Raw genomic sequence first — 21580 nt, 5'->3', positions numbered from 1 at the left:
GGCTCCGATGCTATCCACCCCGCGCACCGACGCCCGGACCTCGCCCCACCCTCGTGTCCGGCCACGGGATTTACCGCCGCCGATCTCGCTTCACACTCGCGCAGGAGTCTTTTCCACAGTCACGGGGCGCAGGGTCTTGCGCAGATCGGTGCGCATGGTGGTGGCCGAGTCCAGCAGGTAGTTCTGCCGCACCTGCCACGGATGCCGGTCGCCCTGGCGGGGGAATTCGGCAATCGAGCGCTGGACATATCCGGAGGCCAGATCCAGCAGCGGGCGCTCCCCGAGCACACGCTCCGGCTTCGGCACAACCGCCGAATAGCCCTCGCGATCCATGTATGCCAGAACTTTGCAGACCAGCCGCGAGGTGAGGTCGGCGCGCAGCGTCCAGGAGGCATTGGTGTAGCCGATGCACACCGCGAAGTTGGGCACGCCGGTCATCATGGTGCCCTGCCAGACGAACTGCTCGGACAGATCGACGGGCGCGCCGTCCACGGTGAGGCCGATGCCGCCGAAGGCCAGCAGCTGCAGTCCGGTGGCGGTGATGACGATATCGGCCTCCAGCACCCGGCCCGACTTCAGCCGAATGCCCTCCGGCACAAAGGTATCGATGTGATCGGTGACCACCTCGGCCTTGCCCTTGCGCATGGCCTTGAAGAAGTCGGCGTCCGGCACCGCGCACAGCCGCTGATCCCACGGGTTGTAGGTCGGCGTGAAGTGCTCGGCAACCAGGCTCTCGTCCTTCAGGATTCGCGTGGTGAGCCCGGTCAGCATCTTGCGCGCGGATTCGGGGCGACGCCGGCAGTACTGGTAGAAGCCGAGATTGAAGAGAATGTTCTTGGTGCGGATGACGCGGTGCGCAAGCTCCGGCGGCAGCAGTTCGCGCAGCCGGTCGGCGATCTTGTCGCGGCCCGGGACGGCGGAGATCCAGGTGGGGCTGCGCTGCAGCATGGTCACCTGTGCGGCCTGCTCGGCCATGGCGGGCACCAGCGTGACGGCGGTCGCGCCGCTGCCGATGACCACGACCTTCTTCCCGGTGTAATCCAGGTTCTCCGGCCAGAATTGGGGATGCACGACCTGCCCCGCGAAGTCCTCGAGGCCCGGGAAGGCGGGTTCGTGGCCGTGCTCGTAGTTGTAGTAACCGGCACACGAGTACAGGAATCCACAGGTGAGCGTGCGTTCTTCGAGCCCGTCGGCGGTGCGGACCGCCAGCGTCAGGGTCCAGTGCGAGGCGGCGCTGTCCCATTGTGCCGCAGTGACTTTGGTGTCGAAGCGAATGTGGCGGTCGATGCCGTTCTCGGCCGCCGTGTCCTCGATATAGCGCAGGATGGACGGCCCGTCGGCAATGGACTTGGCGTCCCGCCACGGTTTGAACGGGTAGCCGAGGGTGAACATGTCCGAGTCCGAGCGCACGCCCGGGTAGCGGAACAGGTCCCAGGTACCGCCGAGTGCCGCGCGCGATTCGAGAATGGCGTAGCTGCGGCCGGGATGCTCGGCCTGCAATCGGTAGGCCGCGCCGATGCCGGAGAGTCCGGCCCCGACGATGACGACATCGAGGTGCTCGGCTGTGACGGAAGTCGCGTCGCTCATGATCTCCAGTCTGTGTGCGCCGGGCAGTCCTTTCTTGACTTTGCGCGACAAGTATTTGATTCTGGACGACATGTCGGTCATCAGATCCGCGGGACTGCGCGGATTCCGCCTGACGGTGGGCGAACTCGGCGGCAATGCCGAGGAGTTCGCCACCGCCTGCGGCCTGCCCATCGAGGCCCTGGACACCGACGATCTGCTCATTCCGGACCATGCGGTGGCCGCGGCCATGGAGCTGGCGGCGCAGCAGCTGAATTGCCCCGATCTCGGACTGCGCATGTCGCGGCGGCAGGACCTGGACATGCTCGGGCCGCTCACCCTCGCCATCCGGAACTCACCCACCCTCGCCGATGTGCTGGAGTGCACCTCCCGGTACCTCTTCGTGCACGCGCGATCGCTCAGCCTGACCATGGAGCCGGATCCCTACGGCGATCGCAACGTCATCGCGCTCCGGTACGGCGTGACCATGGCCGGACTGCCGACGCCGGTGCAGGGCACCGACGTGGGATTGGCGTTCGTACACCGCACTATTGCGCGACTGGCCGAGGATCGGTACGGATTGCGGTCGGTGGAGCTGCCTTATCGGCCGGCGGCGCCCATCCACGTGTACGAGGAATTCTTCGGCGCCCCAGTGCGAATCGAGCGACCGGCGGCGCTGCTGCGGGTGCCGAGCAGTCTGGCGGGCCGCCCGCTCTCCGGGGGCGACGAGAACCTGCATCGGCTCGCCATGGCCTTCCTCGCACAGCAGTCGGGGGACGCATCCATGGCCGTCACGCCACAGGTGCGCACCACGCTGCAGAAGCTGCTCGGCACCGCGGCACCCGAAATCGGCGCTGTCGCACGGCTGCTCACCATTCATCCGCGCACCCTGCAGCGGCGGCTGACGGCCGAGGGGACCACCTTCGCGACGCTGCTGGACGACGTGCGGCGTGGTGAGGCCCGGCGCTATCTCACCACCACGGACATGCCGATGAGCCAGGTGGCCTCGCTGGTCGGGCTGTCCGAGCAGTCCACTTTCACGCGCTGCTGCCAGCGCTGGTGGGGCACAACGCCGACCGCTGTCCGGCGCGCACGGTCCACTCCGAACTGATCCGAGTTCGCCTGTATCCATTGGTGAATCACGCAGAGTGAATCAGGCAATTGTCGCAATAAGTTTGCGGGCTTGTGCGTGTCGGTCCGGGTATGCCGGAGCACATCCGCGCAGGATGGGGTGGTGATAGCCGAATGCCCTTCCTGCGCTTGGCCCTCCCCCACCCCCGTGTCCTCCCACCGGTCGGTGCAGTACCTACGTTGCGTGTGCGGGCAGTGGATGATCGCCGTGCACGGCAAGGTCGTCGGCGCGGCCGGTGGCAGTAATTTCAGCCCCAACAGCCCGGTCGCCGAGATCGCCGGACTACTGGACTAGCCCGGCGGCGATCGGATTCAGCACTGCCGCTTACCGATTCAGCGGGTCGGCACGCAGACCCGCACGGCTTCGATGCGCGCGCCCCGATCGGTGAAATCGAGTTCCGCTACGCCGCGGCCGTCGCGGGTCTCCACCGAAGCGGTCACCGTCCGGCCCGCCGCGATGGGCTTGCTCCAGCGCAGCCCCTTCGCGCGAACAGTGAAGTCCGCCAGTGACATTCGATCATCGCCCGCCCAGGCCAGGCGCGGCACCGGAGCCAGCACGCCCTGCGCGCCGGCGGTCTCACCACGACCCACCGCATCCAGCAGCCGGCCCGCCGCCTGCTTGCCCGGCGCGCCGACACTGCGCATGCCCTTCATGAAACCGAGCGCACCGCCGATGCCCTGATTGGCGAGGAGCTGCGGGCCCAGCTTCGCGCCGGCCACCAGCCCCTGCACGCCCGAGCCCAGCAGCTGCGCGATCATGCCGGGCAGTTCCCAATGCGCCCGCAGCGCACGGATTTTCAGCACACCGTCGACCTCCGCCAGGTCGTAGCGCAGATGCATGGGCACGTGCAGGGTGACGCCGGTCGACATGGTGGTGGCAATGGTCAGATCCCGGAAGACCGTCATGCCGCACACCACATCATTGGCGATATCGAAGGCAATGCCATTGGGCCCGATGAAGGTGTCGTAGAACCGTTCGATCGCGGCCCGGCCGATGTGCGGCCGCGATCCGACCGGATCCTCGATACTGCCGTTGTCGGCGAACAAGCCGACCCAGGCTGCGCGATCGTGCGCCCCTACCGCCTGCGGAGAGGCTTCGACGGTCGCCAGTAGTTCAGCGGCAGTGGGATTTGCGGGCACGTGTCCTCCAAATGATGAGCAGCGCGCGCGATGATACCGGCCGCCCCGTTCGCCGTCTCGGGAACGGACCCGACTACAGGTCCGCCACCCGCGAAACCAGCTGTTCGGCGACCTTTTCGGTGTAGGCGACCGGATCGCCGTTGGGCATGAGGTTGATCAGAGTGATGCCCAGCGCCGAATACTGCTCGAGATCGCTGATGAACTGATCCGGCGCCTCCAGCACGGGGGCCACGTAGCAGGCCGTCTTCCTGATGGCGTCGTAATCACGACCCTCCGCCTCGCAGTGCGCGCGCAGGATATCGAGCTTGCGGGCCACATCCTCGACGCTCACGGCGAACAGATTGCAGGCATCGGCATAGCGGGCCACCAGCAGCAGCGTCTTGCGTTCGCCGCCGCCACCGATGAGGATCGGCGGCCGCGGGCGGCTCAACGGTGCGGGCACACACAGCGTTTCGGCCAGCTGGTAATGCTCACCCTTGTACGGGCCGCTGTCGGGGCCCCACATCTGCAGACAGATCTGCAGGGTCTCCTCGAGCCGTTCGAAGCGCTCGGCCACCGGCACCACCGGGACACCCAGGCCCCGCTGCTCACGCTCGTACCAGGACGCGCCGATGCCCAGCTGGGCGCGGCCACCGGAGAGCACATCCAGGGTGGTGACGATCTTGGCCAGCAGCCCCGGATGCCGGTACATGACACCGGTGACCAAGAGCCCCAGGCGCATTCGCTCGGTCACCGCCGCCAGATAGCCCAGCGTCGTATAACCCTCGAGCATGGGCTCGTCCGCGCCGGCGCGGCCCTCCATCTGGAAGTAGTGATCCATCACCGTGAACTCCGCGAAGCCCGCCTGCTCGGCGAGCTGCGCGGTCCGCGTGAGCGTCGGCGCGATCAGCTCCGGCGCGGCGGGCGTGGTGAAGTTCCAGTAGTGCAGGCCGAGTTCCATGGCTATATTCTGCCGGATCGGACCCGGAGAAGGGGCCAACCGAACTACTTGGCGCCCACCGGTTTTCCGAAGAACGATGCGAAGGTCTCACCGAAGGTGGAGGCCAGCACGGCCTGACCGTTCGGGTCCAGCGCCAGCCAACCGGCATCGGAGATGGAGCAACCCGTCGGCGCCGCGATACCGGCCAGCCGGTCTTTCAGCCACAGCATGGCCAGACCGCCGCCGGAGATCTCGGTCGCGACATGCTCACCGAAATGCTCGCGGGTGTACTTCACCGAGGCCGACGGATCCTGGCAGTAGGTGTCCACCAGCGTATTGACCTGGCCGACCGGAATGATCTCGTCTGGGTTGGCCTGCCAGATGTACATGGGCATGGCTGGCACCGACTTGCCCATGCGGGTCTTGTCCAGCACATCGGCCACAGCCGGCTCCTGCATGGGGTCACCGGCGGTGTGCAGCATGCCCTTCAGATTCAGGAACGGCAGCAGCGACGAGGTGTACTGCACGCAGAGGTTGTTCTTCACCGCGGCCAGGGTCTGGCCGAGCGGATCGAGGTGACTGTTCACGAAGTTGGCGAAATCGGGGTACTCGCGGGTCAGCCCGAGGACAGCGGCGAAGATCAGGCCCGAAGTGGCCTGGCCGTTGGCCACATTGAGCGTCATACCCAGATCTGCGGGCACTCCGCCCTCCGCCGCGCCGACGATATTCAGCTCGGGGGCATAGCTCTGCTTCAGTTCGGCAGCATGGCCGGTCGCGATCGCGCCGCCCGAGTAGCCGTACATCCCGACGCGGACATCCGGGGCCAGCTGCATGGGCTCGAAATTGCGCGCCGCGCGAATGCCGTCCAGGGTGATGCGGCCGGCCAGCGGTCCGGCCGCATAGGCCTCGTTGGGGCCCTGATGATCCGGGATCACCACACCCCAGCCCTGCTGCAGCGCGCCCTGCGAGATCACGAACTCGGCGGGCACCACGATCTGACCGCCGACCGCGCCGAGCGACCACTGCTGCAGCGAGTAGGACGGTGCGCAGTATCCGGCGAGCGAATCCTCCGCGATCTGCATCGACACCAGTTTGTCCGGGGCCGAGCCGCGCGGCTTCAGCACGGTCGCGACCGCCGCGATGGGCTGGTCCCGGCTGTCGTTCGAGCGGTACGAGAGCTGCCAGGCATCCACATTGAGCGGAATCACCCCGAAGTTCGAGGCATTGATCTGCCGGGCCGCGATGATCTCGCCCGGGGCCTTGCCCGCCACCAGGTCCGGAGCCGGATGGTAGAAGCCCGGATCCAGCTCGGGCGGAAGCGGAATCGGTGCGGCGGGCGCTGCCGCCACCGGATCCGCACCGGCCGAGCCCGTCGCCACCACCACTGCCGAGGTGAGAATTCCCGCCAGTGCCACGGCAATGCGCCGCGCCGTCTTCCCCTTGATCACACGACTGCCCTCCGGTCAATGTGAGACCGCTTCGTCTCACAAGATTCGTGAACTATCCCACGAAAGTGACCTGGATCGCAATCCTGGTGCCACTATGCCGCACACCACCATTCCGACCTGGACATTCGACCTCGAAATGCACTCTGGCGCAACGCGTATCGTCGAATGCGTGCCCAGCTACCGCCGACTCGCCGCCGCCGTGGCCACGGCGCTGGCACTGCTGGTCGGCATCGGGTTCGCCGGAGTGCCGATTTACATACACCCGCAGGTGGATCCGCTGCGCCCGGCGGACGCGATCGTGGTGCTCGGCGGAACGGCCTACGCCCGCTTCGATATGGGCGTGGCATTGGCGCGGCAGGGACTGGCGCCGCAATTGCTGATATCGCGGTCAACCGGGGTGAACGACCGGCAGATGGATCGCTACTGCAATGGCCATTACGCCTTCACGGTGTCGTGTTTCGTACCCGATCCGTGGACCACGCAGGGTGAGGCCAGGGAGATCCGGCGGCGCGCACAGGCGCAGGGCTGGAAGCACATCATTGTGGTGACCTATACGCCGCATGTATCGCGGGCAAGGTACATCGTGGAGCGCTGCTTTCCCGGGGAAATAACTATGGTCGCGAGCCCCAGTGATTCGGGCGTGACCTTCTGGGCGTGGATGTATGTCCGTCAGTCCGCAGGATATGTGCGGGCGTTTCTACAGCGCGGTTGCTGAGTGAAAGTTGCTCCACGTACCGGCAATTGAACGGTTACGATGAGCGCGGCCATGGGAAACGCGTCTGTCGCCGGGGGTAGATGCGGGTGCGGGAGGTTTTCCGGTGCGTATCGACGATCTACGGGCTGTGCGGGACACCGATCTCGCGGCGGATATCGCCGTCATCGGATCGGGGCCGGCGGGGGCGACCATAGCCGCCGAACTGGCGGGGTCCGCGCTGCGCGTAGTGCTGCTGGAGAGCGGCGGACCGGAACTCACGCCGGAAACCGATGAACTCAATGATCTGGAGAATGTCGGTGCGGCGCGAGCCGAGCCATATCGCAACGCGCGCAATCGAATTCTCGGTGGCAGTTCACATACCTGGAGCGGGCGGTGCGCGCCTTTGGACACGCTGGATTTCTCGGCGCGGTCCTGGGTGCCGCACTCCGGCTGGCCGTTCGAATTCAGCGAGCTGGCACCGTATCTCGACCGCGCGGCCACACATCTCGGGCTCGGATACGGGACGGGTTTCACCGGCGATCGGTTCTGGGAACTCGCCGATCGCATGCCACCGCAACGGGATCTGGACCACCGGCGGTTACGGCCCTACTTCTGGCAGATCAGCCGGGATCCGGGAGATCCCTTCGACAGCATGCGATTCGGCGCGCATCTGCCGAATATCGCGGCCGAGAATGTGCGCATCGTGATGAACGCGACCGTCACCCATATCGATACCGATCCCGGCGGCACCCGGGTGCGGGCTTTACAGCTCGCCGACGCCGACGGGAAATCACGCACGCTGCGCGCCACACGAATTGTGCTGGCCACCGGCGGAATCGAGAATGCGCGACTACTGCTCGCCTCCGATCGAATAGTGCCGGGCGGCCTCGGCAATCGGCACGATGTGGTCGGCCGGTATCTGCTCGATCATCGCTGCGGCGTGGTCGGCACGCTCGATCCGCACACCTCGGCGGCGGCGCGCGATCGCTTCGGCAAATACATCGTCCGCACCCGGACCGGGAAACACACCTTCCTGCACGGCATGGCGCTGTCCCCCGAAATCCAGTCCGAGGAGGGACTTCTCAACTGTGCCCTGTGGATTCAGGAGGTGCCCGCCGAGGACGACCCGTGGGAATCGGTGAAGAAATTGCTGCGCGGACAGGTGAATCTGCACGATGCCCGCACGGTCGCGAGCAATCCCGGGCTCATACTCTCCGGCGCGAAACGCCGCCTCATCGACCATACGGGGTTGCCGCACAAGCTCGAACACGTGGAGCTGCGCTGCATGGTGGAGCAGACGCCGAGTCCGGACAGTCGAATCACGCTCGGCGACACGGTGGATCGGCTCGGAATGCCGCTGCCGCGGATCGATTGGAAGGTGCACGATCAGGAGGACGCCACCGTCCGCCGGGCGGCGGCACTGGTCGCCGCGGAGTTCGCCCGGCTCGGTTTCACAGCGCCGGTGCTCGACGAATGGGCGCGGGAGAACAGCTGTCTCCCCGCACAACTCACCGATTGGGCGCATCCGACCGGGGCCACCCGCATGTCGGCCGATCCCCGGACCGGCGTGGTGGATGCCGACTGCCGGGTGCACGGGATCGGCAATCTCTATATCGCGGGCAGCTCGGTCTTTCCGACCAACGGGCACGCCAACCCGACATTGACGATCGTGGCGCTGGCAGTGCGCCTCGCGGACCTGCTCCGCCGCTGAGCGACCATGCGGGCGGATACCCCGTCATTCCGGCGCGTTTTGGCCGGAATCCACTGCGCTGTGGGAGATCCCGGCCAAAAGCGTGCCGGGATGACGAGGGGGCTCGTGCCTGGATGACGAGCGGTACTTCAGTCGTGCGGTGAGTTCTACTGCTTGGGGAGGGCCAGAGCGGTGCCGCCGACGTCGGAGACCTTCCAGCCGTTGTTCGGATCGACCGTCACGTTGTAGGTGACAGTGGTCTGCGCGCCGTCGGGGTTCTGGGCGTTGGTCGAGGTGACGTTCAGGAAAACGTCGACCTGGTAGAGGCCGTTGTCGTGGCCGACAACCTTCGCGGCGACCGGTGTCGCGCTCGAGGTCCACTTCAGCGGGACCAGGATCTCCTGCAGCTTCGGCGCGGTGGCATCGAACTTATTGCCCAGTGCCGGAGTGGTATTGGCCTTGAGGCGGCCGGTCCAGGAGTTCAAGTCGCTGAAGTTGATATTGGACGCGCCGACGGAGTAGTCGGTGGCGACCTGCTCGGCGTGCTGTTCGGCGGCGGCCTTGGCATCGCGGTCGCTCAGATCGCTGCGGGCCGAGAGCCACAGGGTGCTCACCGTGACGAGCGCGCCGATCAATACGACGGCGGCTGCGGCCAAGCCCAAGGTGGAGAGCTTGAGCGAAAGGGTCTTCGCCGGCGCGGCGGGGGCGGGCGCGACGGCCTTGGGAGTCTCGGCCGCGGGAGCCGCAACCGCAGGAACCGTTGCCTCAGCGACCGTGGTCCCGGAGGCCGCCGTCCCAATAGCCGTGGCCTCGGTTGCCGTGGCCTCGGGGGCCGCAGTGGTCTCCGGGGCGGAGACAGCGGAGTCCTCCGCGTCGACCGCCCGCTTCGGCTGGGTGTCCTCGGACATCCGCTTCTCCTTCTTCGTATTACTTGACGTTGACCTGCACGCGCACGGCACCGTCGCCGGTACTGGCGAGCGCCTGCGAGATCAGGCTGCTGATATCTATTTGTGGCCCGGTGGTGCGTGCGGCATCCGCGAGCGGCTGCAGCTGGGGCGCGAGGGTTTTCAATTCGGGTCCGGCCTGCTGTAACCAGTCGGTCAGCTTCGCCAGGAAGGGTGCCAGCCCATTGCCGTCGACATATGCCTGCGGTCCGGGGGCCCTGTCGACGAGTCTACCGACTGCCGCGACCAGGTCGTTCAGCGACTGCGCGAACTGCACGAATGCCGGGGCCGCAGCGGCCGTGGCCTCGCCGATACCGTTCATATTCGAGGCCGCAGCCTGGAAGCTGTTCAGTAGCTGAGCAATTTTGGGTTCACGGCTCGAGATGGCCGCTGCCAGCAGGTCACCCGCACGGGTCAGGGACGGCATGGCGGAGTCGGTGTCGTGGAAGGCCGTGCCCAGCGTGCTCGCCAGCGAGGCCGCGACATTCGGGTCGAGCTGGTTCATGACCTGATTGACCAGGCGCGACACCGCCGGAATGGAGAGCGGCGACTTCACGGTGGACGTGCCGAGGCGCTGCCCCTCCGTCAGGTAGGGAGCGCCGCCGGTCTTGGGCCGGATCTCCACATACGGTTCGCCCAGCGCCGAGAGCTGCTCGATGCTGATCACGCTGTCGGTGGAGACCTTGCGGTCGGCATCGATGCGGAAGCCCACCTCGACACCGGCGGCATTGCTGTCCACCGAGGTGATCTTGCCGATCTTCATGCCGGTCAACAGGATCGGCGAACCGACGCTCAACCCACCGGAATTGGCCAGCACCATGGACGCGTGCGTGTACTCGGCGAACGGATCCGCCCGCACCACACCGAAGGTCAGATAGCTCGCACTCACCAGGGTGACGGCGGCGATGCCGCCCAGCGATACCAGCGATCCGGTCTTCATCGCACCGCTCCGATCATGCGCAGGGTCGACAGAATGCCGCTCACCTGATCGTCACGCGAGACCGAATCCGTCTTGACGCCGGTGATATTCACCTTCGGGCCGTGCTCCACGAACGGAATCAGCTTGTCCCGCAGCAGATCGACCAGCATCGACAGGTTCGAGGGCACCGAAAGATCCAGTGGCCTACTCGAGAGCGCCAGCGGCACAAAGGCCTTCGCCGCCGCATCGGCCGAGGTGACCACCGGTGCCAGCCAGGTGAGCGAGGGGCCCAGCTGGCCCAGCGCCGCGAAGATCTGGGTCACGCCGCGAATGGAGTTGGTAATGCCGTTCATGGCATCCACCGACTCCTGGCTGAGCTGGTGATCCAAGAAATCCGCGCGATCGTGCAGCACCTGCGCATTGGTGCCCAGACCGTTGAGCAGCGAATCCACCTGATCCAGATTGGCGGCCAGATCGACGGCATTGCCCGCGGCATTCTGCGCGATCCGCTTGGTCTCGTTCGGATCGGCGGGCAGCACCGCATTGAAACGATTGATGATGTCCTGCAACTGATTCACCGCCCCGCCCTGTGTGAAGGCGGCCAGCGCGGCCATCGTGTCCTCCAGCTGCACCGGCGGATGCGTGCGCTCCTGCGGAATGGTGCCGCCGTCGCGCAGCAGCGTCCCGAAGCCGTCCGTCGGAGTGGTCAGCGCCAGGTGGATATCGCCGAGCACGGTGTTCTGGCGCAGTTCGGCAATGGTGGTGGCGGGCAGCTGCACCTTGGTCGAGATATCGGCGTCGACCACCACGTAGCCGCCGTGACCGGCGGGGGCATGCAGCGAATCCACCACGCGCACACCGGCGACCGAGCCCACCTGCGCGCCATTGGCAATGACCTTGGCGCGGGCGGGCAGGTTCAGCACATTGCCGAATTCGATGTGAATTCGGTACGTCGCGCCCGACACCGTGGTCCCGGGAATCGGGACCGAGGACGGATCGAACGCGCAGCCGCCGACGCCGGCTACCAAGCCCGCGGCGAGCAGCGCGGCACCGAGCGCCCGCCGAAAGACCCGACCCGTCATTCCGGCGCGCTCTTGGCCGGAATCAACCCGGCTGGTGGAGATCCCGGCCAAAAACATGCCGGGATGACGAAGGGTATTCGCGGCAGGACGAGGAGCGCCTGTGGCGGAACGACAGAGGGAATTGATGTCCGAATGGCGGGTGGTCGAAGCGGTGGTGCGGCTCCGGCTGCCTGCCCGCGAACCGGAGCCTGCACGCCCGGGGGTGGCTGCCCGGCGTGCGGAACCTGCCCTCATCGCAGGCTCCGCAGGCCCGGCAGCGTCTGCGACCGGCGCAGCCCCTGCTTGCGGGAGGTGTGTCGCTACCTGGCGGCAAACCGTTACCGTGCGCGGCGTGGCGGCGCGACCGGCCGGGTCGAGCGTGATCTGCCAACGTCCGATTCTCATCGCGCACCTGCCATTCCGAGCACCAGGGGGACGAGCGGGACATTGATCATGCCGTCCGCGGAGGTGGTGCATTTGCCCGGTGCGGCGGCGTTCAGCGCGGCGCACACCTGATCCGCCTGGGGCATGGGAACAGCGGCGCGGGGGGAGCCGTAGGTAATGCCGGAGCCCAGGACGGACTGGGCGATATTCGTCAGGACCGGGAGCTTGAGCATGATCTCCGAGAGCGAACCGACATTGGCGCGCAGCAGGCGCACCAGCGGCAGGGTGTCGTCCAGGGCCTTCATGATCGGATCGCCGGCAATGGTGACCAGATCATTGAGCATGGGCAGCGCCTGGCCCAGGCGGTCGATCAATTCCGCACCGGGGCCGAGCAATTCATTACTGCCGTTCTCCAGTGCAGGACCGAGGCGCAGCAGCATGGAGCGCAGATCGCCCCAATGCTGTTCCACCTTCTCGCCCACCGAGGCGAAGGCGTCGAAAATGCCTGCGAGATGGCCGATATCGGCATCGGGCGCGGACAGCGCCGAGCCGAGCTTCTTGACGATCTCATTGATCTGCGGGCCCGCACCGGTGGTCGCGGAATCCAGCGCGGACAGACCGTGCGCCAGCGCATCCGGCGCCTGCGCCTGCTGCAGCTGCGAGGACAGATCCGCGAGCGCGGTCAGGGTCTCGGTAATGCTCTTGGGGGTCAGGGTTTTGGTGATGCACTGCGATGAATCCCAGTGCGCCGGATGCTTACCGTCGGACAGCACCGCCAGATTCCGGTCCGCCACAATGGAATCAGCGACCGTCGTGGCGGCAGCATCGGCGTACACCGGGTACTTCGCATCGACGGAGAAGCCGACCTTCACCTTGGCGCCGTCGGAGTCGACAGAGGTCACCGTGCCCACCGGGATACCCCGCATGGTCACCTTGTTGCCGACGTACAGGCCGACCGAGTCCGGCATGACCGCGCAATAGGATTCGGTCTTCTTCATCGGATCGAAGTAGATGAAGTAGCCGACGACGGCCAGCGCCACGACCACCACCGCACCGGCGACCGACATGAATGCCTGTGAGCCGAGCATGCGCCTGAACATCAGCAGTCCTTTCCGGGCAGCGGCACGCACACCGGCACCGTCTGCTGGGACTGGTCGATCGTCACGCCGCTGTCCGGGATCGCCAGCGACGACAGCTTCTGCTGCAGACCGTGCGCGGCGTCGAGGGTCGGCGTGAATTTTGTTCCGAGCTGCTCCAATTGGGTGATGGCATCGAGCAGCTTGGGCTTGAGCGAGGCATCCCACTGCGGCTGCGCACCGGCCAGCCGGCCGACCACATCGCTGAGCAACCGGATGGCCTGCGCCATTTCGGTGTGCTTGTCCTCGAGCACCGTCACCAGCAGGTTGGCATTGTCCATCAGCCGGCCCAGATCGGTCTTCGCGCCGTCATACATGGTCACGTACTCGTCCGCCACCGCAACGGCATTGGAGACCTGGGTGCGCTGCCGATCCAGGGCGTCCACATAGGTGTTCACGGTCTGCAGGGTGGTGCGCAGGCTGTCCGGTGCGCCATCGATGGAATTGCCCAGCGCGGCCAGATTGCGGTTCAGCGTGCTGCCGTCGATCTTCGACAGCGGCGCGGCCGCATCCTGGAACGTCTCGACCAGACTGTAGGGCAGGCGCACTCGATCCGGCGGAATCGCCTTGTCGCCCAGCGCTTTATCGCCCGCCGGGAACACCGCGACATAGTGGCCGCCGACAATGGTCAGCATGCGAATGTCGAGGGAGGTCTGATCACCCAGGAACACATCGGAATTCACCGTGAAGCGCATGACCACGCGATCCGGCTTCAATTCCAGGGATTTCACCTCGCCCACCGAGATGCCCGCAATGCGCACGTCGTCACCAGTTTTCACCGACTGCGCCTCGGACAGTTCCGCGGTGTAGGTGTGCTTGCCGAACGGCACCACGAACAGCACGCCAGCCGCCAGCAGCCCCAGGGCGACCAGGAGTGCACCGATGAGCCCGAGGCGCAGTTCGCGCTTCTTACGCGTGCCGTCATCCACGACCCGATCGTCCCGAGTCAAGAAGCGGGGCAGTTTTATCCCTTGCATATCGACACCCGCTGTCCCGAGATCAGCATCTGGACCACCGGCGGCACATCCGCATTGCCCTTGCTACACACCGGCTTCCAGCCGCTGCCATCGGCAGGCAGCGACGCATCGGCAGCCGCCAGTACCGCGGGCAGGCGGCCGAAGACCTCCACCGCCTCCTTGGCATCCGGGAAGATCTTGCGGATCAGCGCATCCACATCGCTGCCGCTATCGATGCCCAGCGTGCGCATCAGGCTGTCGATGGGTCCGAGCACCGACGGCGCGGTCATGGCGAATTGCGCCAGGCCACCGATATTCGACTGCAGCGCTTCGAAAATATCGCTGAGCCGGGCCAGCAGCGGCACCAGATAGTGCACCCGGCCGCTCAGCCGATCATCCAGATCCGACATATTGCGGATGAGGGTGCCGATCACCTGCTGCCGATTGTCCACATAGGACGCGAGCTTCCCGATGGCGTCCATCGCCGGGCCGACACCGCTGCCGTCACCCTCGATCAAAGCGACCATACTGGCGCTGAATTGATTGATGGCCTCCGGAGAAACGGTGGCCAGCACCGGCTTCAGACCGTTGAACAGGCTGGTCACATCGAACGACGGCACCGTGTGGTCGGTGCCGATGCGCGCGCCCGAGGCGATCCGCTGTCCGGGCTGCGGCTGCTGCTGCAGATCGATATACCGCTGCCCCGTGAGGTTCTGGTAGCGGATGGCCAGCTTGCTGTTGTCGTAGATCGGCGCATCGGTCTTGACCGACAACTGCACTCGCGCCTGCGTGCCGTCCAGCGAAATCTTCTTGATCTTGCCGACCTGCACGCCGTACATGCGCAGATCGTCCCCAACCTTGAGGCCATTGGCATCGGTGAACATGGCGTCATGGGTTTCGGTGCTGCCGGAGACCGGCCGCTCGATCGCGGAGATCACCAGCACCAGCACCACCGCGATCACCGAGGTGAACAGTGCCAGCCGCCAGGCTGCGCCCTTGACGGTCATCGCGCACCTCCCAGCAGCGGCACCGCGATGGCGGGCACCCCGCGCAGATCGATCTCGGCATTGAGGACCGGGCCCTGCCCGTTATCCGGCATGGCGCTGCGCAAACGCTCGATGAGCGTGCGCAATTCGGCCGAGGACTGCTGCGGCTGCGGCACCATCTGCGCCAGCATGTTCAGCAGCGGAGCCAGCATGTCGGTGAGCCCGGAGAGCTGAGTTCCGGCCGCGCCCAGCGTATTCGCCAGTTGCGGAAGCAGTTTCCCGGTGACCAGCGCCAGGTTCGAGTCGTAGTCGGCCCGATTGCCTTGCAGCCGTTGAATACTGCGGATCATGTCGACGACCTGCACCGTCGCGCCGGCGAACTTGCCGCCGCCGTCGAAGGCCGGGCCGAGCTGACCCATCAGCTCCGACAGCGGCATCTTCTGGTTGTCGGCAACCGTGCGGGTGGCGGTTATGAGCGCCTGCGCCAACGGCGTGAACGCCTCGGTATCGGCGGCGGCCTGCGCGATGACCGAGGCCATCTGCGGGGTCAGCACCGAACCGCCGACCTGCGAGGCACTGCGCAGGATCGAACCCATGGTGGCGTCGTAGACGGCGGTGGCCTTGGAGCCGGTCAGATCGATGACCGCGCCCGCGCGCAGCGGCGTACCGCCCGGCCCGCGCCGCAGGTCGATCTCGCTGATACCGAACAGGTTCGCGGGCGCGTAGTCCACCAGCACGCTGTCGTCGATCCCGAACAACCGGGAATCGTCCAGTCGCAGGCCGATGCGCTGCGTACCGTGCTGATCGGGCGTGATGTCAGTGACCTTGCCGACCACTACACCGTTCACCCGCACATCCGTGCCGACCAGCACGCCGTCACCGATCTGCTCGGTGCGCAGCGAAATCGGCAGTCCGTCTTCGGTTTTGGCGGACGAGTACATCGTCCAGCCGACCGTCAGCGCAATGATCAGCGCGATCGTGATCGCGCCCACCGCCATGGACCGCTTCCGGTCCACGGCCACACCCGGCATTCCGTAGTTCGGCATCCCCTACCCCGTGAACGTAATCGCCGAGTTGAAGCCCCACAGCCCGAGCGACAGCACCATGTCCAAGGCGATGATCGCCACCGAACTGGCCCGCACGGCCTTGCCCGAGGCAATACCCACACCCTCGGGACCGCCGGTCGCGAAAAAGCCGTAGTAGCAGTGGATCAGGATGACGACCACCGCGAAGATGGCCACCTTGATCACCGCGGCGATCACATCGAAGCCGGAGACGAATTGGAAGAAGTAATGGTCGTACACACCGGCTGACGAACCGTGCACCAGCGTGATCAGGCCACGGCAGGACAGGTACGACATGATCAGCGCGATCAGGAAGGTCGGCACGATGGCGACCACACCGGCCAGCACCCGGGTGGTCACCACGAAGGGAACCGAACGCAGGCCGAGGGATTCGATGGCGTCGATCTCCTCGGAGATGCGCATGGAACCGATTTCGGCGGTCATGCGGCAGCCCGCCTGCGCGGCGAAACCGATGGCCGCGGCGATCGGCGCGAGTTCACGGGTGGTGGCGTACGCCGACACCAGACCGGTGACCGGGCCCATGCCCAGCATGTCGAGGGTCTCGAAGGACTCCACGGCCACCGACGCACCCATGACCAGACCGAGCACGATCATCATCGGCACGGTCCCGCCGCCCACGATGATGGAGCCGCGGCCCCAGGTCATATCGGTGATGGCGCGCATGGTCTCGTCGCGATAGCGCTTGAGCGTCAAGGGAATCGACGACAGCACCTGCCAGACGAAGGCGAGCACGAACCCCAGGCCCTCGACGCGGCGCAGCAGCAGGCCGCGGCGATGGTAGAAGCGCGCGGCCCAGCCCAGCCCCTTCGGGACGTAAGTAGCGGACATCAGGCGAGCCTCGTCGGCAGGAACATGGCGGTGATCTGGGTGGCGATCAGGTTCACGATCACGATGGAGACCACCGACAGCACCACCGCGGCATTCACGGCATCGGCCACACCGCGCGGGCCGCCCTTGGCCTCCAGTCCGCGCTGGCAGGCGATGACCACCACGATGAAACCGAAGATCACGGCCTTGAGCAGCGAGACCCACACATCGGCGGTGGTGGTGAAGGAACCGAAGGTGGCCCAGTAGCTGCCCGGCGTGACGCCCTGGCCGCCGATGGCGACCATATAACCGGCGAGCACGCCCACGAAGATGATGAGCACGTTCAGCAGCGGGGCCACGATCAGCATGGCGACCATGCGCGGGATCACCAGGCGATGAATCGGGCTGATCCCCATGGTGTTCAGCGCGTCGATCTCCTCGCGAATGGTGCGCGCACCGAGATCGGCGGCCAGGGCCGCCGCGCCCGCGCCGCCCAGCAGGAAGCCGGTGGCCAGGGGCGCGCCCTGCTTGATGACACCGAGGCCGCCGGTGGCGCCCAGCAGCGAATCCGCGCCGAGCGTGTGAATGAGATTGCCGACCTGCACCGAGACGATGACACCGAACGGAATGGCCATCAGGATCGCGGGAATCGCGGTGACCGTGACCAGTCGCCACGCCTGCAGAATGGCTTCCTTCCACTGGAATGTCCCGCGGGCGATTCCGGTGAAGATGCCGGCCACCGATTCCTGGGCGATGCCGGCCGCGCGGCCGAAGGTGCGCAGCGAGGCCACCGCGGTGCCGGAGAAATTGTCGCGAACAATGCGGACATTGGTGCGGACAGCAGAGGTACGCGGGAGGGTCCGGGTCATTGCGGGACTACTTCTTCGAGACGTCGGAGCCGACGCCGGGTGACGAGGTTCAAATCTTCTTCTCCGTGATCGGCAACACTGCCTGCCCTCAAAGCTAATGGTTACCCCTGGTTACACCAAATCGATTCTCGGTGTGATCCAGGACGCTAAGTTACCCGCTGGTACATACCGCTCACGTCCTGCTCAGCGGGACCATTTGGCATGCGACCTGCGGTTCTAGAACGTGTTATTAGAGCGAATCGGCTATCAATATGATGTGTGACACGCCTCTGGCGAACCTCCGGCGCATCGCCTATATGGGGTGCAGCCATACCAAAACTCGAATCGAGTGAACTAGCAGCTACATGAAATGTCCGGTTTTCGAAGGTCCGGGATGCGCGGTTTTACGCCGTACTGATGTGTTGTGGTCGGCCGGAGTGTTCACTGGCCCCGTGGACAACACAGTGTCGGCAGTCCTGCATGCCGTCGAGTCCGACGACTGGACTGCGTTTGCCAAACTCGTACACCCATACGTGCACTGGACCGAGGACGGCGTCACCACGCGCGGACGCACCCGAGTCATGGCCCTGCTCTCCGGACACGACGGCGTCAAACCCGCGGACAGCTACGAATTGCGCGACGGACAGGTCTACCGCTGGACCGCGTGAACGGCTAGGGACTGACCGCCAGAAAAACGAAGGCCGAGAACAACACCAGGTGCACACAGCCCTGGAGCAGCGTCGCGCGGCCGGGCACCACGGTGAGCGCACCGACCACCACCGTCAGCGCCAGTAGCACCATCTGCGTCGCTCCGAGCCCGAGCATGAGCGGGCCCTCGATCCAGATCGACGCCAGCGCGATCGCCGGAATCGTCAGGCCGATGCTCGCCATGGCCGAACCCAGCGCCAGATTCAGGCTGATCTGCACGCGCTCGCGCCGCGCCGCCCGCACGGCCGCAATGGTTTCCGGCAGCAGCACCAGCAGGGCGATCACCACACCCACCGCGGAGGCGGGCAATCCGGCTGCGGCGATACCGGATTCGATGGACGGCGAGACCAGCTTGGCCAGGCCGACCACGCCGATCAGGGCCACCAGCAGCAGACCGAGGCTGATCTGGGCCTGACGTTTGGTGGGCAGCTCGTCGTGCTCGTCGGCGCCGGCTGATTCGCCGCCTTCGACGGGGAGGAAATCGCCCGGATGCCGGACCGTCTGCACCATCACGAAAACGCCGTAGAGCACCAGCGAGGCAACCGCGGCGAAGATCAACTGCGCGCCCGAGAACACCGGGCCCGGTTCACTGGTGGTGAAGGTCGGCAGCACCAGACTCAGCGTGGCCAGGGTCGCGACCGTGGCCAGCGCACCGCCCGTGCCCTCCGCATTGAAGACCGCGAGCCGCCGTCGCGCCGCGGCTACCAGCAGCGACAGCCCAAGGATGCCATTGCAGGTGATCATGACCGCCGCGAAGACGGTGTCGCGCGCCAGCGAGGCCGCCTTGTCACCGCTCGAGATCATGAGCGTGACGATCAGGCCGACCTCGATAATGGTCACCGCGACCGCGAGGATGAGCGATCCGAACGGCTCACCGACCCGATGCGCCACCACCTCCGCATGCTGCACCGCCGACAGCACCGCTCCGACCAGCGCGACCGATACCAGCGTCACCACTATCGGCCCCAGATCGCGACCCCAGGAAACAGCCAGCACCAGGGCAGCGACGAGCGGTATGACGACAGACCAGTGGCGAACGACTAGACGGACCATGGCCTTCATCGTTCCAGCAAATTGTTCGCGTACACCGCAAAACGAGAGCCGTGCCGCCCCGGGCGAGGCGGTTCCGCGCAGCGCTCACCGCTCTACCTGCGCGACTGCCTGCTGAAATGCCGGCATCGCCCGCGTGAGGTAGTCGACAAACTTCGCGTGCCGCTCATAAGAGCAATCGTCCAGCCCGCCGGCCCGGCGCACATCACGCACCGTGGTCGGCCCGGCGGTCGCCGGTGCGCGGTGCCGTAGCGAATCGACTCCGGAGTGGACGCGCCTCGCGCCCGCGCCTCGGCCATCCGCGACATCAGGAAGATCTCGTAGTCGGTGGAGAGGCCGAAGATGATTGCGGCCACGGCAGCCCCGAACCCGCTCCACCCGAGCACCACGCATATCGCCCCCACCCGATCTTGCCGTTCGTCACGACCGCACACCCGCTTGCGCCGCAGTCCCCATCCCGTGCGTATCGCGACCACACCCTGCACCCGGCCCGGCCGCGCGATGGCCGGCTGCCACAAAGCGTCCACCAGCTGACATAGGCTGCGTCCGTGGACGATACGAGCGGCGCTGTCGGCGGCAACGGGTCATCGCATCCGCACGAACCGCATGCCGAGGGGCTCGCGTCCCGGCTGAACTGGTTGCGGGCGGGGGTGCTGGGCGCCAATGACGGGATCGTGTCCACCGCCGGGCTGGTGGTCGGTGTCGCGGCGGCCACCACCGAATCCTCCGCGATTCTCACGGCCGGTATCGCCGGGCTGACGGCGGGTGCGATCTCCATGGCTGTCGGCGAATACGTCTCGGTGAGCACACAGCGTGATTCCGAGGAAGCGCTGCTGGCCAAGGAGAAGCGCGAGCTGGCCGAGGAGCCGGAGTACGAGCTCGCCGAACTCACCCAGATCTACGAGGGCAAGGGGCTGTCCCCCGAAACCGCGCGCACGGTGGCCGAGGAGCTCACCGCGCACGATGCCTTCCAGGCGCATGCCGAGGTCGAATTGGGATTGGACCCCGGCGAACTCACCAATCCGTGGCATGCGGCGCTGTCCTCCGCCGTCTCCTTCACGGTCGGTGCGCTGCTGCCGCTGCTCGCGATACTGCTGCCGCCGGTCTCCTGGCGAATTCCGGTGACCTTCGCCGCCGTGCTGGTGGCGCTGGCCCTGACGGGCTCGGTGAGCGCGCGACTCGGCGGGGGCAATGCGCGGCGGGCGGTGGTGCGAGTGGTGATCGGTGGCGCGCTGGCCATGGCGGTCACCTATGGAATCGGCCAGCTCGCAGGGGTTTCCGGGCTGTAGCCCGCGAGATCAGGGCGCGTCCGGCGGCGGAGGCGGCATAACCGGCGGCGCGGGCGGCAGCAGTACCGGCGCGGGCGCAGGCGGTACCGCTCCGGGCGCGGGCGATACCGGTCCTGATGCAGGCGGCACCGGTCCTGGTGCGGGCGCGGCCGGTACCGGTCCAGAAGCGGGCGCGGGCGGCGGCGGCACGCGAGTCATGTACGGCGAGAACATCTCCGGAGCCACGAGCGCAGGAGCCTGCACCGGATGCGGTGCGCCCGGTGGCGGCGCGGCGTCCGCCGGAGCGGCGGGCGGCACCACTGCGGCGGGCGGCACCACTGCGGCGGGCGGCGCCACACCGGCCGGCGCGGCGGGCGGATGAAGTTTCGGGGGATGGTGCCGCACCGGCGTGCTGTGCACGGGCTGCACCTCCGCCGTCGCACTACCGCCGGAGCCGGTGAGCAGCATTCCGGCCCCGATGGCCAGCGCCATGAGCCCCGAGACGACTACGACCGCCGTGAGCGCGCGCGGGTTGATATCGCCTTCGTGCGCGTCCGGTGGTTCCTGCGCGCTACCGAGCATGGCTGTCCTCCTTCGGATTCCGGCCGTGGCCCCGCTATGGGGCCGGCGGTGGGGGTGGGGGTGGGGGCAGCAGGAACGGCAGGATCGGCGCGAGGATGTCCGGAATGAGCGGCGGGGGCGGAGGCGGAGGCGGCGCGGCGGGCGCGGGCGGCTCGGGCTCGGGAACTGTCTCGACCGGCGCGACGGGAGCCGGCGGCGCCTGCTGCTGCGGGGCGGGCGCAGGCGCAGGCGCGGGCGCGGGCGGCTCCGGAGCGGGTGGCG

22 protein-coding genes and 1 pseudogene are annotated in these 21580 nt (G+C 66.7%); 6 read left to right on the top strand and 17 right to left on the bottom strand.

Annotation, left to right across the window (positions count from 1 at the left end):
• Positions 1 to 90: 90 nt before the first annotated feature.
• Entirely contained in the window at positions 91 to 1587 is a 1497-nt protein-coding gene (locus JWN03_RS14675) for a flavin-containing monooxygenase (protein WP_297614704.1), read from the bottom strand.
• Here JWN03_RS14675 and JWN03_RS14670 point away from each other — a divergent pair.
• Together JWN03_RS14670 and JWN03_RS14665 are read left to right on the top strand one after the other, a co-directional pair.
• The gene (locus JWN03_RS14670) at positions 1565 to 2674 is read left to right on the top strand and encodes an AraC family transcriptional regulator (RefSeq protein WP_297614702.1); all 1110 of its coding nucleotides are present in this window, start codon (positions 1565 to 1567) and stop codon (positions 2672 to 2674) included. The genes JWN03_RS14675 and JWN03_RS14670 overlap by 23 nt on opposite strands.
• 186 nt (positions 2675 to 2860) lie before the next feature.
• Positions 2861 to 2989 (top strand): hypothetical protein, encoded by a 129-nt coding sequence (locus JWN03_RS14665; RefSeq protein ID WP_297614700.1) that lies wholly within the window; start codon positions 2861 to 2863, stop codon positions 2987 to 2989.
• Positions 2990 to 3027: 38 nt separating this feature from the next.
• Here the strand turns inward: JWN03_RS14665 and JWN03_RS14660 are convergent, their stop codons facing one another.
• The 3 genes from JWN03_RS14660 to JWN03_RS14650 form a co-directional block, all read right to left on the bottom strand.
• Positions 3028 to 3834, bottom strand: a complete 807-nt coding sequence (locus tag JWN03_RS14660; RefSeq protein WP_297614698.1) for a nuclear transport factor 2 family protein — start codon at positions 3832 to 3834, stop codon at positions 3028 to 3030.
• Positions 3835 to 3907: 73 nt separating this feature from the next.
• Positions 3908 to 4774, bottom strand: coding sequence for an LLM class F420-dependent oxidoreductase (locus tag JWN03_RS14655; RefSeq protein ID WP_297614696.1), 867 nt, complete (start codon positions 4772 to 4774; stop codon positions 3908 to 3910).
• 44 nt (positions 4775 to 4818) lie between these two features.
• Positions 4819 to 6198, bottom strand: a complete 1380-nt coding sequence (locus JWN03_RS14650; RefSeq protein ID WP_297614792.1) for a lipase family protein — start codon at positions 6196 to 6198, stop codon at positions 4819 to 4821.
• 172 nt (positions 6199 to 6370) lie between these two features.
• Here JWN03_RS14650 and JWN03_RS14645 point away from each other — a divergent pair, with 172 nt between their 5' ends.
• Together JWN03_RS14645 and JWN03_RS14640 are read left to right on the top strand one after the other, a co-directional pair.
• Entirely contained in the window at positions 6371 to 6916 is a 546-nt protein-coding gene (locus JWN03_RS14645) for a YdcF family protein (protein WP_441342989.1), read from the top strand.
• Positions 6917 to 7019: 103 nt separating this feature from the next.
• Positions 7020 to 8606 (top strand): GMC oxidoreductase, encoded by a 1587-nt coding sequence (locus JWN03_RS14640; RefSeq protein ID WP_297614694.1) that lies wholly within the window; start codon positions 7020 to 7022, stop codon positions 8604 to 8606.
• A 146-nt stretch (positions 8607 to 8752) separates the two neighbouring features.
• Here the strand turns inward: JWN03_RS14640 and JWN03_RS14635 are convergent, their stop codons facing one another.
• The 9 genes from JWN03_RS14635 to JWN03_RS14595 form a co-directional block, all read right to left on the bottom strand.
• On the bottom strand, positions 8753 to 9493 hold the full coding sequence (locus JWN03_RS14635) for a hypothetical protein (protein WP_297614692.1): 741 nt from the start codon (positions 9491 to 9493) through the stop codon (positions 8753 to 8755).
• Between the two features lie 19 nt (positions 9494 to 9512).
• On the bottom strand, positions 9513 to 10469 hold the full coding sequence (locus JWN03_RS14630) for an MlaD family protein (RefSeq protein WP_297614690.1): 957 nt from the start codon (positions 10467 to 10469) through the stop codon (positions 9513 to 9515).
• Positions 10466 to 11530 (bottom strand): MlaD family protein, encoded by a 1065-nt coding sequence (locus JWN03_RS14625; RefSeq protein WP_297614688.1) that lies wholly within the window; start codon positions 11528 to 11530, stop codon positions 10466 to 10468. The genes JWN03_RS14630 and JWN03_RS14625 overlap by 4 nt, the downstream gene beginning before the upstream one ends.
• Before the next feature lie 380 nt (positions 11531 to 11910).
• Positions 11911 to 12993 (bottom strand): MlaD family protein, encoded by a 1083-nt coding sequence (locus tag JWN03_RS14620; protein ID WP_297614686.1) that lies wholly within the window; start codon positions 12991 to 12993, stop codon positions 11911 to 11913.
• Positions 12993 to 13958 carry an MlaD family protein gene (locus JWN03_RS14615; RefSeq protein ID WP_297614684.1) on the bottom strand — a complete coding sequence of 322 codons (966 nt, stop codon included), beginning with the start codon at positions 13956 to 13958 and terminating at the stop codon, positions 12993 to 12995. The genes JWN03_RS14620 and JWN03_RS14615 overlap by 1 nt, the downstream gene beginning before the upstream one ends.
• Before the next feature lie 35 nt (positions 13959 to 13993).
• The gene (locus JWN03_RS14610) at positions 13994 to 14992 is read right to left on the bottom strand and encodes an MlaD family protein (protein ID WP_297614682.1); all 999 of its coding nucleotides are present in this window, start codon (positions 14990 to 14992) and stop codon (positions 13994 to 13996) included.
• The gene (locus JWN03_RS14605; protein WP_297614680.1) at positions 14989 to 16017 is read right to left on the bottom strand and encodes an MlaD family protein; all 1029 of its coding nucleotides are present in this window, start codon (positions 16015 to 16017) and stop codon (positions 14989 to 14991) included. Before JWN03_RS14605 ends, JWN03_RS14610 begins: the two co-directional genes overlap by 4 nt.
• Positions 16018 to 16020: 3 nt before the next feature.
• Entirely contained in the window at positions 16021 to 16884 is an 864-nt protein-coding gene (locus tag JWN03_RS14600; RefSeq protein WP_441342988.1) for an ABC transporter permease, read from the bottom strand.
• Positions 16884 to 17732 carry an MlaE family ABC transporter permease gene (locus JWN03_RS14595; protein WP_297614678.1) on the bottom strand — a complete coding sequence of 283 codons (849 nt, stop codon included), beginning with the start codon at positions 17730 to 17732 and terminating at the stop codon, positions 16884 to 16886. Before JWN03_RS14595 ends, JWN03_RS14600 begins: the two co-directional genes overlap by 1 nt.
• 431 nt (positions 17733 to 18163) lie before the next feature.
• Between JWN03_RS14595 and JWN03_RS14590 the strand changes: the two genes are divergently transcribed.
• The gene (locus JWN03_RS14590; protein WP_297614675.1) at positions 18164 to 18379 is read left to right on the top strand and encodes a nuclear transport factor 2 family protein; all 216 of its coding nucleotides are present in this window, start codon (positions 18164 to 18166) and stop codon (positions 18377 to 18379) included.
• Positions 18380 to 18383: 4 nt separating this feature from the next.
• On the opposite strand, the gene JWN03_RS14585 is transcribed toward JWN03_RS14590, so the two are convergent.
• Both JWN03_RS14585 and JWN03_RS45815 read right to left on the bottom strand, forming a co-directional pair.
• Complete coding sequence (locus JWN03_RS14585) at positions 18384 to 19472, bottom strand: calcium:proton antiporter (protein WP_297614673.1); 1089 nt, start codon at positions 19470 to 19472, stop codon at positions 18384 to 18386.
• Positions 19473 to 19705: 233 nt separating this feature from the next.
• A pseudogene (locus JWN03_RS45815) lies at positions 19706 to 19825 on the bottom strand (MMPL family transporter); the annotation flags it as partial.
• 192 nt (positions 19826 to 20017) lie between these two features.
• Here JWN03_RS45815 and JWN03_RS14580 point away from each other — a divergent pair.
• Positions 20018 to 20758, top strand: coding sequence for a VIT1/CCC1 transporter family protein (locus JWN03_RS14580; protein ID WP_297614671.1), 741 nt, complete (start codon positions 20018 to 20020; stop codon positions 20756 to 20758).
• Between the two features lie 9 nt (positions 20759 to 20767).
• Here the strand turns inward: JWN03_RS14580 and JWN03_RS14575 are convergent, their stop codons facing one another.
• Together JWN03_RS14575 and JWN03_RS14570 are read right to left on the bottom strand one after the other, a co-directional pair.
• Entirely contained in the window at positions 20768 to 21319 is a 552-nt protein-coding gene (locus JWN03_RS14575; RefSeq protein WP_297614670.1) for a hypothetical protein, read from the bottom strand.
• 34 nt (positions 21320 to 21353) lie between these two features.
• The coding region (locus JWN03_RS14570) for a hypothetical protein (protein ID WP_297614668.1) at positions 21354 to 21580 on the bottom strand (227 nt) is incomplete at its 5' end.

The organism is Nocardia sp. (genome assembly GCF_025465275.1).
GTDB lineage: Bacteria > Actinomycetota > Actinomycetes > Mycobacteriales > Mycobacteriaceae > Nocardia.
This window is presented reverse-complemented; position numbering and strand designations above follow the sequence as displayed.